Annotated in this window: 16 protein-coding genes and 1 other RNA gene; 14 read left to right on the top strand and 3 right to left on the bottom strand. The window is 39.8% G+C overall.

Features of this window, described 5'->3' with window-relative positions; translation table 11 throughout:
* The first annotated feature begins 184 nt into the window (after positions 1-184).
* From tpiA to ssrA, 8 genes are all read left to right on the top strand, one after another.
* Positions 185-946 (top strand): triose-phosphate isomerase, encoded by a 762-nt coding sequence (tpiA, locus tag QNH17_RS24990; RefSeq protein WP_283875816.1) that lies wholly within the window; start codon positions 185-187, stop codon positions 944-946.
* Complete coding sequence (gpmI, locus tag QNH17_RS24985) at positions 939-2471, top strand: 2,3-bisphosphoglycerate-independent phosphoglycerate mutase (RefSeq protein ID WP_283875814.1); 1533 nt, start codon at positions 939-941, stop codon at positions 2469-2471. Before tpiA ends, gpmI begins: the two co-directional genes overlap by 8 nt.
* Before the next feature lie 25 nt (positions 2472-2496).
* Positions 2497-3795 carry a phosphopyruvate hydratase gene (eno, locus tag QNH17_RS24980; RefSeq protein ID WP_144553979.1) on the top strand — a complete coding sequence of 433 codons (1299 nt, stop codon included), beginning with the start codon at positions 2497-2499 and terminating at the stop codon, positions 3793-3795.
* Between the two features lie 149 nt (positions 3796-3944).
* A complete protein-coding gene (secG, locus tag QNH17_RS24975) occupies positions 3945-4178 on the top strand; it encodes a preprotein translocase subunit SecG (RefSeq protein ID WP_026567803.1) in 234 nt (77 codons plus the stop codon).
* A gap of 148 nt (positions 4179-4326) precedes the next feature.
* Positions 4327-5073, top strand: coding sequence for an alpha/beta hydrolase (locus QNH17_RS24970; RefSeq protein WP_283875811.1), 747 nt, complete (start codon positions 4327-4329; stop codon positions 5071-5073).
* 26 nt (positions 5074-5099) lie between these two features.
* A complete protein-coding gene (gene rnr, locus QNH17_RS24965) occupies positions 5100-7457 on the top strand; it encodes a ribonuclease R (RefSeq protein ID WP_283875810.1) in 2358 nt (785 codons plus the stop codon).
* Between the two features lie 91 nt (positions 7458-7548).
* Positions 7549-8016 carry an SsrA-binding protein SmpB gene (gene smpB / locus QNH17_RS24960; protein WP_026567812.1) on the top strand — a complete coding sequence of 156 codons (468 nt, stop codon included), beginning with the start codon at positions 7549-7551 and terminating at the stop codon, positions 8014-8016.
* Positions 8017-8197: 181 nt separating this feature from the next.
* Positions 8198-8533, top strand: a transfer-messenger RNA (tmRNA) gene (gene ssrA / locus QNH17_RS24955).
* Between the two features lie 337 nt (positions 8534-8870).
* Here the strand turns inward: ssrA and QNH17_RS24950 are convergent.
* Positions 8871-9278 carry an LAGLIDADG family homing endonuclease gene (locus QNH17_RS24950; protein ID WP_283875808.1) on the bottom strand — a complete coding sequence of 136 codons (408 nt, stop codon included), beginning with the start codon at positions 9276-9278 and terminating at the stop codon, positions 8871-8873.
* 153 nt (positions 9279-9431) lie between these two features.
* Positions 9432-10100: a spore coat protein gene (locus tag QNH17_RS24945; RefSeq protein ID WP_283875807.1), complete on the bottom strand. Its 669-nt coding sequence runs from the start codon at positions 10098-10100 to the stop codon at positions 9432-9434.
* Positions 10101-10285: 185 nt separating this feature from the next.
* Here QNH17_RS24945 and QNH17_RS24940 point away from each other — a divergent pair, with 185 nt between their 5' ends.
* From QNH17_RS24940 to QNH17_RS24930, 3 genes are all read left to right on the top strand, one after another.
* Complete coding sequence (locus QNH17_RS24940; RefSeq protein WP_283875805.1) at positions 10286-10858, top strand: IMEF encapsulin system ferritin-like cargo protein; 573 nt, start codon at positions 10286-10288, stop codon at positions 10856-10858.
* A 342-nt stretch (positions 10859-11200) separates the two neighbouring features.
* Entirely contained in the window at positions 11201-12049 is an 849-nt protein-coding gene (locus QNH17_RS24935; protein WP_283875803.1) for a family 1 encapsulin nanocompartment shell protein, read from the top strand.
* 3 nt (positions 12050-12052) lie between these two features.
* Positions 12053-12448: a 2Fe-2S iron-sulfur cluster-binding protein gene (locus QNH17_RS24930; protein WP_283875802.1), complete on the top strand. Its 396-nt coding sequence runs from the start codon at positions 12053-12055 to the stop codon at positions 12446-12448.
* Between the two features lie 42 nt (positions 12449-12490).
* On the opposite strand, the gene QNH17_RS24925 is transcribed toward QNH17_RS24930, so the two are convergent.
* Positions 12491-12958, bottom strand: coding sequence for a hypothetical protein (locus tag QNH17_RS24925; RefSeq protein ID WP_283875800.1), 468 nt, complete (start codon positions 12956-12958; stop codon positions 12491-12493).
* Between the two features lie 246 nt (positions 12959-13204).
* Here QNH17_RS24925 and QNH17_RS24920 point away from each other — a divergent pair, with 246 nt between their 5' ends.
* The 3 genes from QNH17_RS24920 (at position 13205) to QNH17_RS24910 (ending at position 15619) form a co-directional block, all read left to right on the top strand.
* Positions 13205-14221 carry a polysaccharide deacetylase family protein gene (locus QNH17_RS24920; protein ID WP_283875799.1) on the top strand — a complete coding sequence of 339 codons (1017 nt, stop codon included), beginning with the start codon at positions 13205-13207 and terminating at the stop codon, positions 14219-14221.
* A gap of 96 nt (positions 14222-14317) precedes the next feature.
* Positions 14318-15322, top strand: coding sequence for an AI-2E family transporter (locus tag QNH17_RS24915; RefSeq protein ID WP_283875797.1), 1005 nt, complete (start codon positions 14318-14320; stop codon positions 15320-15322).
* 63 nt (positions 15323-15385) lie between these two features.
* Positions 15386-15619, top strand: coding sequence for a hypothetical protein (locus QNH17_RS24910; RefSeq protein ID WP_283875796.1), 234 nt, complete (start codon positions 15386-15388; stop codon positions 15617-15619).
* Positions 15620-15656 lie beyond the last annotated feature (37 nt).

Raw genomic sequence — 15656 nt, 5'->3', positions numbered from 1 at the left:
TTATTGAACTTAGAAAGCTATCTAGCTCCAGCGTCCAGCGGCTAGTGGACGTCACTCTTCTCACTACGATAAGTCAACATCGGATCGCTTCGCTCTCCGTGTTTCCTTTATCTCGGTCGAAGCGCTCCAGTCCATACGCCGCTAAACGGACGCTTGCGCTTTAATTTTGAAAGGATGTGCCAGTATGCGTAAACCAATTATTGCAGGAAACTGGAAAATGAACAAAACACTTTCTGAAGCAAAAAGTTTTGCAGAAGAAGTAAAAGGACAAGTACCTGCTCCAGAAAAAATGGACTCTGTAATCTGTGCACCAGCATTATTTTTACAAAGCCTTGTCGAAGTAACTGAAGGAACGAATGTCAAAATTGGTGCTCAAAACATGCACTTTGAAGAAAGCGGAGCATTTACAGGCGAAATCAGCCCTAAAGCACTTGCTGACCTTGCCGTTCAATATGTAATCATCGGACACTCAGAACGCCGTGAAATGTTCAATGAAACAGATGAAACAGTGAACAAAAAAGCTTTAGCAGCATTTAAATACAACTTAACTCCAATTGTATGCTGCGGTGAAACATTAGAGCAGCGTGAAAATGGGGAAACCAATCAATTAGTTGGCGATCAAGTGGCAAAAGCCCTTCAAGGTCTATCAGCTGAGCAAGTAAAACAAACCGTCATCGCTTATGAGCCAATTTGGGCGATTGGTACAGGTAAATCTTCTACTTCAGCCGATGCGAACGAAGTATGTGCACATATCCGTCAAGTTGTTGCACAGCAATTCTCGCAAGATGTTGCCGATGCGGTAAGAATTCAGTATGGCGGCAGTGTGAAACCAGAAAATATTAAAGAATACATGGCACAACCAGATATTGATGGTGCATTAGTAGGCGGAGCAAGCCTTGAAGCACAATCCTTTTTACAACTATTGGAGGCAGGCAGCTATGAGTAAATCTCCCGTTGCTCTAATCATCCTTGATGGTTTTGGATGCAGGGGCGAAACAAAAGGGAATGCGGTTGCTCAGTCAAAAAAACCTAATTTTGACCGTTTCTGGAGCGAATATCCACATTCTCATTTAACAGCGTCTGGGGAGGCTGTGGGTCTTCCTGAAGGACAAATGGGTAACTCTGAAGTTGGACACTTAAACATTGGTGCTGGACGTATCGTGTACCAAAGTTTAACTCGCGTAAACATTGCGATTCGTGAAGGTGAATTTGAAAAAAATGAAACCTTTACAGGTGCGATGGAGCATGTCAAGAAAAATGGTACAGCCCTTCATTTATTCGGTTTATTGTCAGATGGTGGTGTTCATAGCCATATTCAACATATGTTTGCCTTGCTGAAACTGGCAAAAGAAGAAGGCGTGGAAAAGGTTTATGTACATGCCTTCCTCGACGGCCGTGATGTTGGTCCGAAAACAGCGACGAAATACATCCAAGAGACATTGGACAAAATGAAGGAATACGGAGTAGGTGAATTTGCAACGATTTCAGGGAGATACTACTCTATGGACCGTGATAAGCGGTGGGAGCGTGTCGAAAAATCGTACCGTTCGATGGTTTATGGGGAGGGCCCTACCTACACAAATCCTTTAGATGTTGTGGAAGATTCTTATTCTCATGGAATCTTTGATGAATTCGTAATCCCATCCGTCATTACAAAAGAAGATGGTCAGCCTGTTGCCACAATTCAGGACAATGATGCTGTTATTTTCTACAATTTCCGTCCTGACCGTGCCATTCAGATTTCGAATACATTTACGAATGATGATTTCCGTTCTTTTGACCGCGGGCCAAAGCATCCGAAGGATCTGTTCTTCGTCTGCTTAACTCATTTCAGCGAATCGGTTGATGGATATGTTGCTTTTAAACCAACGAACTTAGATAACACCATTGGTGAAGTCTTATCCCAAAACAATTTGAAGCAATTAAGAATTGCTGAAACAGAAAAATATCCACATGTCACATTCTTTATGAGCGGCGGCCGTGAAGAAAAGTTCCCTGGCGAAGAGCGGATTTTAATCAACTCTCCGAAAGTGGCAACCTATGATCTTCAGCCTGAAATGAGTGCCTACGAAGTAACGGATGCACTCTTAAAAGAAATTCAAGCAGATAAATTTGATGCGATTTTACTGAATTTCGCGAACCCTGACATGGTCGGGCATTCAGGTATGCTTGAGCCTACCATTAAAGCGATTGAGACAGTCGATGAATGCTTAGGAAAAATCGTTGATTTAATTTTAGAAAAAGGCGGTTCTGCCATTATTACCGCTGACCATGGAAATGCCGATGAAGTAATTACACTAGAAGGCGAACCAATGACGGCACATACAACGAATCCGGTGCCGGTAATTGTGACAAAACAAGGAATTCAGCTCCGTGAAGGAGGAATTCTTGGGGATTTGGCGCCAACTATGTTAGACTTATTGGGTGTTGAAAAGCCAGTTGAAATGACTGGTACATCATTATTAAAATAACCTAATTATTAAGGAGAGATTTTACATGCCATTTATTGCAGACGTATACGCTCGCGAAGTATTAGATTCCCGCGGTAACCCTACTGTTGAAGTTGAAGTTTTTACAGAATCAGGTGCCTTTGGCCGCGCTATGGTTCCAAGTGGTGCTTCTACTGGTGAATATGAAGCAGTTGAATTACGTGACGGTGACAAAGAACGTTATCTTGGAAAAGGTGTTCAAAAAGCTGTCGACAACGTAAACGAAATTATCGCACCACATCTTGTTGGTGAAGAATTCAGCGTTTTAGATCAAGTTTCTGTTGACCAAGCTTTAATCGAACTTGATGGAACAGATAACAAAGGAAAACTAGGTGCTAACGCTATCCTAGGCGTATCAATGGCGGTTGCTCATGCAGCAGCAAACTACTTAGATATTCCTTTATACCAATACCTTGGCGGTTTCAACTCTAAGCAGCTTCCAGTTCCAATGATGAACATCGTTAATGGTGGGGAACATGCGGATAACAACGTTGATATTCAAGAATTCATGATTATGCCTGTTGGCGCTCCAAGCTTCAAAGAAGCGCTTCGTATGGGTGCGGAAATTTTCCATACTTTAAAATCAGTTCTTAAAGGCAAAGGCCTTAACACTGCAGTTGGTGACGAAGGCGGTTTTGCTCCAAACTTAGGATCCAACGAAGAAGCTCTTCAAACAATTGTTGAAGCAATCGAAAAAGCTGGATACAAGCCAGGTGAAGAAGTTATGCTTGCTATGGATGCTGCATCTTCTGAGTTCTATAACAAAGAAGACGGTAAATACCATCTTGCTGGCGAAGGTGTCGTAAAGACATCTGCAGAAATGGTTGACTGGTACGAAGAACTTTCATCTAAGTACCCAATCGTGTCAATCGAAGACGGTTTAGATGAAAATGACTGGGAAGGCCACAAGCTTTTAACAGAACGCCTTGGCAAAAAAGTTCAATTAGTGGGTGATGATTTATTCGTTACCAATACTCGCAAACTTGCTGAAGGTATTGAAAAAGGAATTGGTAACTCAATCCTTATCAAAGTGAACCAAATCGGTACCCTTACAGAGACATTTGATGCTATTGAAATGGCAAAACGCGCTGGTTACACTGCAGTAATCTCTCACCGCTCTGGTGAAACAGAAGACAACACTATTGCTGATATTGCAGTTGCAACAAACGCTGGTCAAATCAAAACTGGTGCACCATCTCGTACAGACCGTGTAGCAAAGTACAACCAATTGCTTCGTATCGAAGACCAATTAGGTGAAACAGCTCAATACCTAGGTAAGAAAACTTTCTACAACTTAAGCAAATAATTTTATTATCAAAGAAGGCGCACATTTTCTGATGTGTGTCTTTTTTGTTTCATTGGCCTCGAATGTTACAATGGGACTATTGTCTTAAGCGACAAAATATGATAAATTTAATATACTGTGAATTGTGCGACTAACAGGAGGTGGCCTTTATGCATACATTTTTAGTGATTTTATTAGTAATCGTAAGTATTGGACTTATTGGTGTTGTCTTACTTCAATCTGGTAAAAGTGCTGGATTATCTGGTGCCATTTCTGGTGGTGCAGAATCTTTATTTGGTAAGCAAAAAGCACGCGGACTTGATTTGATTTTACACCGTATTACGGTTGTCTTAGCAATCTTGTTTATCTTGCTTGCTATTGCAGTGACTTACTTTAAAATTTAATCATTTACACACGAACCTGGTCCGAGTGACCGGGTTTTTTGTTTGTTGAAAAAAATTATTATCAGAAGCGTGAGCCATATTTCTGGAATGTTCATCATGGCTTTGCTAAAACTAAACTAAATGAATTGAAATTAAGGGAGTTTTTATGATGAAACTTGTTTTACCGAAACCATTTACATTTGAAGGAGGAAAAAGGGCTGTTCTACTCCTACATGGATTTACCGGAAACTCAGCGGATGTCCGGATGCTGGGGCGTTTCTTAGAGAAAAAAGGCTATACTTGTCATGCCCCGCACTACAAAGGCCACGGAGTACCGCCCGAAGAGCTCGTTCACACGGGGCCAGAGGATTGGTGGCAGGATGTCCTTAATGGCTATGAATTTTTGAAAAATAAAGGTCACTCCGAAATTGCTGTGGCTGGATTATCACTTGGTGGCGTATTTTCGTTGAAATTGGGATACACTGTACCTATAAAAGCGATTATCCCGATGTGTGCGCCAATGTATATAAAAAGTGAAGAGGTCATGTACGAAGGAATTCTTGAATATGCTCGTGAATTTAAAAAACGTGAAGGAAAATCAAACGAGCAAATCGAAATGGAAATGAATGAGTTTAAGAAAACACCAATGAAAACATTAAAGGCCTTACAGGCAATGATCGCCGATGTGCGTGAAAATGTGGATATGATTTATGCACCCACGTTTGTCGTTCAGGCACGTCATGACAAAATGATTAACACTGAAAGTGCGAACATTATTTATAATGAAATCGAATCAGTCGAAAAAGAATTGAAATGGTACGAAGAATCCGGTCACGTCATCACACTCGACAAGGAGCGGGAGCAATTACATGAGGATGTTTATAGCTTTTTAGAAAAGCTGGACTGGCGCGATTAACTCGGAAACTACAAAGGAGGATTAGTTTGGAAGATAATATACAAAAGCATATAGACAAGGTATTACAATACATGAAGGATGAGGCGTACAAGCCATTAACCGTTCAAGAATTAGAAACAGCCTTTGGTATCCAGGACTCAAGTGACTTTAAGGAATTTGTTAAAGCATTGGTCCAAATGGAAGAAAAGGGCCTAGTGGTGAGAACGCGTAGTAACCGTTACGGACTTCCGGAGAAAATGAATTTAATTCGCGGAAAGCTGATCGGTCATGCCAAAGGGTTTGCCTTTGTCGCACCAGATGAACCTGGAATGGATGATATTTTCATTCCGCCAAATGAAACAAACACCGCGATGCACGGGGATGTAGTCTTAGCTCGTGTCTCCTCTGAAAGCACGGGGCAGCGCCGGGAAGGAAGTATTATCCGCATCATTGAACGCGGAGTACAGCAAATTGTCGGAACCTATGTGGAAAGCAAAAGCTTTGGCTTTGTAATTCCAGATGATAAAAAGTTTGCTAGTGATATTTTTATACCAAAAGCGGCTTCAAAAGGAGCAGTCGAAGGCCATAAAGTAGTTGTTAAGCTAATCACCTATCCAGAAGGACGGAAAAGCGCAGAGGGTGAAGTAATTACCGTTCTCGGCCATAAAAACGATCCGGGCGTGGACATTCTTTCAGTCATACATAAGCACGGGTTACCAATGTCCTTTCCGGATGAAGTGTTAAGACAAGCAAACGAGGTGCCTGACACCATTGATGAAAGTGAATTGGCCAATCGACGCGACCTAAGGAACGAAACGATTGTTACAATTGACGGGGCTGACGCCAAAGACCTAGATGATGCGGTAACTGTTACAAAGCTTGAAAATGGCAATTATAAGCTTGGTGTTCATATTGCGGATGTCAGCTATTATGTCAAAGAAGGAACTCCGATTGATCTTGAAGCGGAAGAACGGGCGACAAGTGTGTACTTAGTTGACCGGGTTATTCCAATGATTCCGCATCGTTTATCAAATGGAATCTGCTCTTTAAATCCAAAAGTGGACCGGCTCGTTTTATCCTGCGAAATGGAAATAACTTCAGAGGGCGCCGTTGTTTCGCATGAAATTTTTCAATCAGTCATTAAGACAACAGAGCGGATGACCTATCATGATGTGAATCTCATTTTGGCTGAACATGATGAAGAAACCCGTGCCCGGTACGAACCGCTTGTGCCAATGTTTGAAATGATGGAAGAATTGGCTGCCATCCTAAGAAACAAACGGATGAAGCGTGGTGCGATTGACTTTGATTTTAAAGAATCAAAGGTGCTCGTGGATGAGGAAAGTAAGCCGATCGATGTCGTTCTTCGTGAGCGGTCTGTAGCCGAAAGATTAATCGAAGAGTTTATGCTTGCAGCTAACGAAACAGTAGCTGAGCATTTTCACTGGATGGAAGTTCCTTTTATCTACCGAATTCATGAGGATCCAAAAGAAGATAAGCTGCGGAGATTTTTTGAGTTCATTACGAACTTCGGATATATTGTAAAAGGTACGGCAAATGATGTGCATCCACGAGCCCTTCAGGAAATTATTGAAGAAGTTCAAGGAAAGCCGGAAGAGATGGTGATTTCCACTGTCATGCTGCGTTCGATGCAACAGGCAAAATATGATCCGGAAAGTCTTGGTCATTTCGGATTATCAACCGAGTTCTATACTCATTTCACTTCACCGATCCGCCGCTATCCTGATACGATCGTTCATCGCTTAATTCGTACCTATTTAATTGAAGGAAAGCTGGATTCGACCACACAGGAAAAATGGAATGCACGCTTGCCTGAAATCGCTGATCATTCTTCAAAAATGGAGCGCCGTGCGGTAGATGCGGAGCGTGAAACCGATGAATTGAAAAAAGCGGAGTATATGGAAGACAAAATTGGCGTTGAATATGACGGAATTATTAGCTCTGTAACGAATTTCGGAATGTTTGTCGAGCTGCCAAATACGATTGAAGGACTTGTTCATGTTAGCTATATGACCGATGATTATTATCGTTTTGACGAGCGTCATTTTGCCATGATTGGCGAGCGAACAGGGAACGTCTTCCGAATTGGCGACGAGATTACGGTCCGAGTAGTTAAGGTGAATAAAGATGAACGTTCCATCGATTTTGAAATTGTCGGTATGAAAGGGACACGCCGGGAACGTGTTGAGACTTCAAGGGTTTTCCAAACAGGCAGCGATACCAAAAAGCCGCGCCGCAATAAACAGCAAGGCAACGGACGAGGTGGTCAAAGCGGCAATTCTAAGTCTGAAGGCGGTAACGGCCAAGGTAATAAATCGAAGAAAAAACGCAAATTTTATGATAATGTGCCAAAAAATAAAAGTAATAAGCGGAAAAACAAATGATTTAGGTAGGGGGCCTTTTGTAAGGCTCCTTTTCATTGTCCTATTTGTTCTGTTCTGCTAAAATAAAGCCAAAGAATGAGGTGAAAAAGAGATGCCAAAAGGTGAAGGAAAAGTAGTTGCCCAAAACAAAAAGGCTTACCATGACTATTTTATTGAAGAAACCTACGAAGCGGGAATCGTTCTCCAGGGGACCGAAATTAAGTCCATTCGTGGGGGAAAAGTGAATCTTAAGGATGCCTATGCAAGGATTCAAAATGGTGAAGCCATACTTTTCGGGATGCATGTCAGTCCGTATGAACAAGGTAACATTTTTAATCATGACCCATTACGAACTCGAAAGCTATTACTCCATAAGCGTGAAATTAATAAACTAATCGGTGAAACAAAAGAAGCAGGTTATGCGCTTGTTCCATTAAAGCTTTACTTGAAAAATGGTTTTTGTAAAGTGTTAATCGGGCTTGCGAAAGGTAAGAAGAATTACGATAAGCGTGAATCCTTGAAGCAAAAAGAAGCTAAGCGTGAAATCGAGCGAGCTTTCCGTGATCGTCAGAAGATGTAGTTGGATGAATTGGAAATTATTTTACAGATACTTGCAATTGAAATATGCGGACAGTATGTTATAATAAGTTTGTCGCTAAGTTAGCGATGAGATACTTTGCTCAAGGACAATTGTCTGAGCATCCTAACGTCTACAGCTTTAATCTTTCATTAGATTGCAGCTCCTTTTATTATGGGGACGCTACGGATTCGACAGGGGTAGTTTGAGCTTAGGTCGCGAGTCGAGGGGATCGGCCTCGTTAAAACGTCAAAGCCATAACTGGCAAAACTAACAACAACCTCGCTTTCGCAGCTTAATACTGCATAGCGGTTCCTCCCTCCATTGCCCATGTGGTAGGGTAAGGGACTCACTCTAAGTGGGCTACGCCGGATTCCACCGCCTGAGGATGAAGGAAGAGAACAACCAGGCTAGCTGACCGGACGCCGGTCGATAGGCATATGGCTTCAGCGAAACACCAATATATCGACTACACTCGTAGAAGCTTAAGTGGCGATATCTTTGGACGTGGGTTCGATTAGTTATTAGTCGCCTTGTGTGGTAACACACGAGTGAAAATCTGGCTTTATCGGTGAAACCTAAGTCACTTCATTGTGATAGGGCAATGCCGAGCGGTATGTGGAGTAATCCAACAGCCGTGTATCGACTTATAGGCTGCCACAGAAAAGGTAGTACTAGGATGCGAAATCCCGCCTTGAAGAGGTAAATTTATGATTCGCATAAGACGCCAGAGGACCTGTTTGATGACAGGTTCAAGATATAGTCAGTGCCATGACGAAAGCATGGAAGAGCACGTCCCACCGTCTCCACTACATAGTGGAAAAAGAAAAGAGATCAGCAGAAATGCTGGTCTTTTTTTATATCTCAAAAAATGTATTTTCGAAAGCAATTTTCTTTTCTAATAGTGCTTTGGTGTATTTCCCATTTCTTGATGTAACCATTTCATAGTTGTTAAGTATCCATATTGCTCGATTTCTTTTTTTATCAACTCTTAAATAGGGTGTAACATGATTTAATAAAGACAGTACAGTTTCCTTATTTTTTATACTCAGTGTGTATGAATCCTTATGCCGGTCAGGATTGTAGTTCTTCTTATTATTGATGGTTCCTTCTGTTAATAGCTGAAGATAAATTAATAATTCCTTATCGGTGGATGCAATAGTAATACATGGGCGCCGATGTTCCTTTTCATGCATTCTTGTTAATGTAATTGTCCCTTCTCCATCAAAAATACCTGCAATATAGGCAGCTTCCCAGGATTCCATTTAAACTCCCCCTTAAGTTTGTTCTACATATATTTGAAACATATGTTCTATTTTTATTTTACTAATTGCAATTGCTCTTTTCAAATATAAATAAAAAAAGCTATCCCGTTTAAGGATAGCTAGCTAAATCTTCTTTCACATATTCCAAAGTATTTAATGATTCATATTAGAGTTCATATTCATAGTTGCATTCATATTCATATTGTTTGCTTGTGGCATTCCTTGTGCAGGGGCGAAGGCATTAAGCAGTTGATTCATATCCTGCTGGGCCAGCTGAGGTACTTGATAATAATGATGCTTATTCTGATAAATAGAGATTTCATAAGCCATTTCTATGCAATTCGGAACCGAGTCGGCTAGTACACGACGTACAACAGGGTTTGTCACTTCTAAAGCGGCCATTGTCTTCATCGAAGCACCTGATTTTACACAACCAAGCATCATGCTGGAAACGCACTCATCTGTAAGCTCGGAAACAGATTGCACCGGCTTTTTCGGCTGGGACGGTTTTAAGCCGTAAACAAAGTCATTTCCTTGATTCATCTTATAGCTCTGTGTTGGTTTGGAAGGATTTTGCCCCGTGCTGAAACATTCTAAAGTAATGTTATATTCATCTTGCATAAATTGATATTGGCGATCCAGAATATCGAGTAATTCTGGGTCTTTTACATGTTGGCGTAACATTAAGTATTGATCCAATGTCCCAATGGTTCCTGAAAGCACTTCATGGACATCAAATACTTCATGGCCACCGTGATTTAATTGTTGAGGTACATTTCCTGTATGCATATTTTGGTGCATTGGGCCCTGTTGATTTTGCATCATTTTGTATCTCCTCCTAAAGGTATTGGCATAACCATATTTATTATGTTTCAAGAAAGGAGAGTTATTCTCTAAAATACTGTCCATAAACCGAAAGAGGATTGTTAAAATTACTAATAAATAGGTATTAAAAGCACTCGCTAGCGTCAATAATGACTGTAGTTAAGAAACTAGGGGTGCTTAAGATGAAAGAGGAATTAAAGATTTTTTATCAAATTTTTACAACAACTAAAGATGCGATTGAAAAATTTATGAATATGCTTGACCCGGTCATTCAAAACGCCACTGATGACCATGAACGGCTTTATTATCATCATATTTTTGAAGAAGAGGAGCAGCGGCTTTCTCGTTTAGTTGAGTTAATTCCGCTTATTAGTAAGTTCGAAAACGAAAAGGAAGAAAAGGATTTTGCACCGACCAATAATGAGTTCAATCGACTTCTCCAAGAGCTGAATCTTGAAAAATTCGGGTTACATAATTTTGTTGAGCATTTAGATTTGGCTCTGTTTCGATTTACTGACGAGGAACGAAGCACCTTGCTGAACCAATTGCGGGAGGTATCTTATAAGGATTATCAGCAAGTTAAAGCGATGTTGATCGACATCAATAAAAGGTTCGATAATGACTACGTCGACCCGCATGCCCATCATGATCACGACCATGATCACCTAGACCGGTCCGTTACTACATCAACTGCTGCTGCCGTTACGACTTCTGCTAAATATAAAAAGGGGTTTACTGTGGGGAGTTTAATTTAGGCATTTATTACATAAGAATTAAAACGAGTTTGGTGTTTGGCGAAATTAATGGTGAATTTGGCGAAATCCCTCTCAAGATTGGCGAAATAATTCCTAGACTTGGCGAAATCCACGCAGAAATCGGCGAAATTCACGCTAAAACCGGCGATATCCCGCAAGGTTCACCCCATCGAAGTTGCAAACGGCGGAATTTTTTCCATAGTTTGGCGAAATAAATCTTAAACTTGGCGAAATCCACCTAACAATCGGCGAAATCCAATCAGATCTAAACACCAATCATCGGACATCGCCTACCAAACCCAATTCGAAAAAATGACCACTTGAACAAGAGAGGATAGACAAATGAATAAATTGCACTTATATCCAGATTCACCGTTAAATGAACTAGAATTCAGCCAATTAGATCAAACCGTCATTGAGTCAGCACGCAGACAGTTAGTTGGCCGGCGCTTTATTGAATTATATGGTCCGCTTGGACGAGGCATGCAGAGTATCCCTAATGATATCTTTTTAGAAAATATGGAAGCAAAAATGGATTTCCAGGGCTCCTTTGAGACGATTGTTGAATCCAGCAAACGTGTAAATCACACGATTCCCTTACTTTATAAGGATTTCGTCCTCTATTGGCGTGATATCGAACAGACCAAGACGCTCGATATTCCGATTGATTTTTCACCGGCTGCCAATGCTGCCAGAGACGTAGCAAACCTGGAGGATCAGATGATTTTTCATGGCGCAAGGGAGTTTGATATCCCGGGATTAATGAACGTCCAAGGACGGCTGACACACTTGATTGGGGAATGGTATGAATCCGGAGCAGCTTTTCAGGATATCGTCGACGCTAGAAATAAATTGCTCGAAATGAATCATCATGGTCCGTTTGCACTTGTCCTATCACCAGAACTCTATTCTCTAATCCATCGGGTCCATAAAGACACCAATGTGTTAGAAATTGAACATATCCGAGAGTTAGTGACTGATGGAGTGTTCCAATCACCCGTTTTAAAAGGGAAAACAGGTGTCATACTTAACACTGGACGAAACAACTTAGACCTTGCTGTTTCCGAGGATTTTGATACAGCCTACTTAGGCGTGGAAGGAATGAATCACCCGTTCCGTGTATATGAAACAGCAGTATTAAGGATTAAGCGACCTGGTGCTATTTGCACACTAGAAGCAATAGGGGATTAACTGGTGAACTATCGAACTTTTACGGTTGGCTCTCTTATTCCAGGAAAAATCGCGCCAGTACCGAAGTCTCCCGATATAGTCGAAAGTCCATTATTTGAAAAAGAAAGACCAAAAGAGCCATACACTGCAATTAAAGAAGTTTCTACTCCTAAAAAAATAATTGTTGTACAGAGTGAGAATAAATTCGAAATTTCACCTGCAAAAGGGAAACTCCTTGATATAGCACTTAACCAAGGCATGCCCATCAAATATAAATGCCAAAAAGGAACCTGCGGACAATGTATGGTCCAAGTCTTGCAAGGTCCAGGTTTATCGAAACCAAATGAACAAGAACATAAAAAACTTGGCAATGAACTAAACAATGGCTATCGATTAGCCTGCCAAACAGTCATCCTATAGACACAAAAACGAGGTCCACTTCGAAAGTGTGACCTCGTTTTTCTATGCATATAATTGCACTAATTTATCTTCAACAGGGAAAGGAAGCGAGATGTTGTGGTTTTTTAATTCTTTCACACTAATATCACGCACAAGTTTCAACGCTTCTTTTTTGAAAGAGTTGGTGACAAAACCGTTATTCACTTCACAAAGCTTTTGTAAATATTTTAATGTATCATGTACTAAGTATTGCTTAATATAAGTATTATTTAGCTGGCAAATTAATTTGTGCTGCAAACCTTTGATTACAGCAATCTGATCAACATGTGCAATCACATTCGCACCATCTTGGTCAATAAAACCAACAGATACATAATGACCTTTTGAGAAATCAACATTCGTAAACACGGGGTTTAGATAGGTTTCACCCGATGATAACCGAATCGAATCAGCTTCAGCCGCACCGCCGATTTTCCGTTGATTAGAAATAACCGTGTGAATATCCTTCAACCCATATAACATGTTAAACATGTTGAATCCCCCTCCAATTTAATCTCTGTAAGTTTATATTATAGATAATGAGAATCATTGTCAATGGGTGTCAGGCACCAATTTGTGGAGGTTTTTTGAACAAAACAACTGAACTCTGAGTTTTTAAATATAAGAATACTATCCTGTAAATTGATTTGTAATATTTTCATAGTTTGGTAACACTTTGGTCAAAACTTCGTCTATAATGGAGGTAGTAAATAAAAAACATCAAAGAGGGATTGATCAATGGGGAATCTGAAGAGCAGTTGGTCGAAGGGAACATTAATTGCCGTCATTGTTGTTACTTTTTTGTTTGCAGGGATATTCGTTAGTAATTATTTTAAAGCAAAAGCATCAAGCGGTGAATCTAATAATCACCAAAAAAATAAAGTTACTAATCTGTCTGTGAAAAAAAATGTAAGCCCGGAAACAATTGTGCGAAATACGAACGACTTAAAGTTGGAAAAAGAAAGAATGCGAAAACAGCAAGAGGATGCTTTGCACCAGAGAAACGAACAAGAACGTGAGATTAGTAAGGTGCCCAATAAACGTACTCCTGTTACGGCGGCACAACCCACCACAAAAGATAATACTTCTTCTCAACCACCGTCAAAGAAATCTAATGCAGCTCCGACTAAACCAAACATTACACAACTAAGCGAAAGTGGAAAGAAAATAGTGTATTTAACATTTGATGATGGTCCTGCACCCTTTTCCAATCAGATTATCAAACAACTGGAAAAGTATCAATTTAAAGCTACTTTCTTCATGATTGATGGGAATATTAAGAGATATCCTGAATCGGTCAAATTAATGGTCAAATCAGGCGAAACGGTTGGATTACATAGTGTATCTCACAGTACAAAGAAATTTTATAAATCTAAAAAAACAGTACTCAATGAACTAAACCAAAACCGGAACACTTTAATGAAGGTATCAGGTGTCAATTCTTTTATCATGAGAACCCCTTATGGCAGTGCCCCAAACATGACAAACGAGTATAAAAAGGCTGTGAAGGAAAAAGGGTACATTATGTGGGATTGGAATATTGATAGTAAGGATTGGTATTATAAGGATAAGCGCTATGTAAATAGTGTTATTGAACAAATTAAACAGATGAAACACCATAATGGACCGCTTGTCATCCTTTTACATGAGCGAAAGGAAACACTTGCCCATTTGCCTAAGCTTCTAGACTATTTAAAGGAACATGGGTATGAAGGAAAACCAATTGAAAAAACAACTGCGCCAATCCAATTTTAAAACAGACAATATATCTGTAGATTTGGTATAATCAATATATTGTTATAAAATTTTCATGTAAATATAGCTCAATATAATGGGGATCGATAATAGCCTATGATCAATAAACTTTTGCAGAGTACAGGTTTTAAGAGAATATCTATTTTTGTTTTAATTGCTATCTTAATTTATGCCATGAAGTCAATGATCAATTTAATTTTGTTAACTTTTATTTTTACTTTTTTAATGGATCGGTTAGTGCATTTTATTGAAGGAAAAATACCGGTTAACCGAAAGTTGATTGTTGTGATTTCCTATGCAAGTATTGTTGGTTTGCTATCATATGGCTTGGTCATGTATCTGCCAATGATTGCAGGTGAAATCACAGCATTAATCAAGCAGTTGACTGCTTTTTATACAGCAAAACACGATAACTTGGTGCTGAATTATATTGTCAGTCGCTTGGAAGAAATTAAAATCTCAAGTTACTTAGAGCAAGGTGTTACCTTTGTATTTAAGTACTTTACGGATATTAGTAAAATTGGTTTGCAAATTTTATTAGCCCTGTTAATGAGTCTGTTCTTCTTATTAGAAAAACCGCGCTTGATTGAATTTACAAAGAAATTTAGAACTAGTAAAGTTGCACCTATTTACTCTGAAGTTGAATTTTTTGCACGGAAGTTTGTGGGAACATTTGGTAAGGTAATTGAGGCCCAACTGATCATTGCTGTTGTGAACTGTATTTTAACCACCATATCCTTATGGATACTGGACTTTCCACAGCTTGGCGGACTATCCATTATGATTTTTGTTTTGGGACTGATCCCAGTTGCAGGTGTCATTATTTCATTGATTCCACTTACCATCATTGCCTATAGTATTGGCGGCATGGCCACTGTTCTTTACGTCGGCATTGCAATTATGATTATTCATGGCATCGAAGCTTATATTTTAAATCCAAATTTAATGAGTTCAAAAACAAATCTCCCAGTTTTCTATACATTCCTTGTATTGATCTTCTCTGAGCACTTTTTTGGTGTGTGGGGTTTGATCGTTGGGATTCCCGTCTTTGTTTTCCTATTGGATGTTCTAGAAGTAACTGAGAGTAAGAAGGTTAAATAAAAAAGCCCATGTTAAGGGCTTTTTTGTTTATACTAAAGGTATGAAGGATAAGGGGGAAATCACATGAGCGAATGTAAACTTAACCATAGCCATGAAGATGTAAAAAGTAAGTATGAATCACAAGCGTCCTTTCTTCCGGAAGAGATGAAGCCATTATTTAATCAGTTCTTTGAAAAAGAACATACACAGGACCTCTTAAATGAGGTATTTCATTTGCTTAAAAAGTACGATTTGGCTACAAAGGAAGAACAAGAAAACAGAAATAACCGCTTATTTTTGGTACTGAAGAATCTATAATTATTGAGGGCCCTATGAAATAATAGGGCCCTGATTT

The organism is Neobacillus sp. SuZ13, assembly GCF_030123365.1.
In the GTDB taxonomy this organism is placed as follows: domain Bacteria; phylum Bacillota; class Bacilli; order Bacillales; family Cytobacillaceae; genus Neobacillus.
This window is presented reverse-complemented; position numbering and strand designations above follow the sequence as displayed.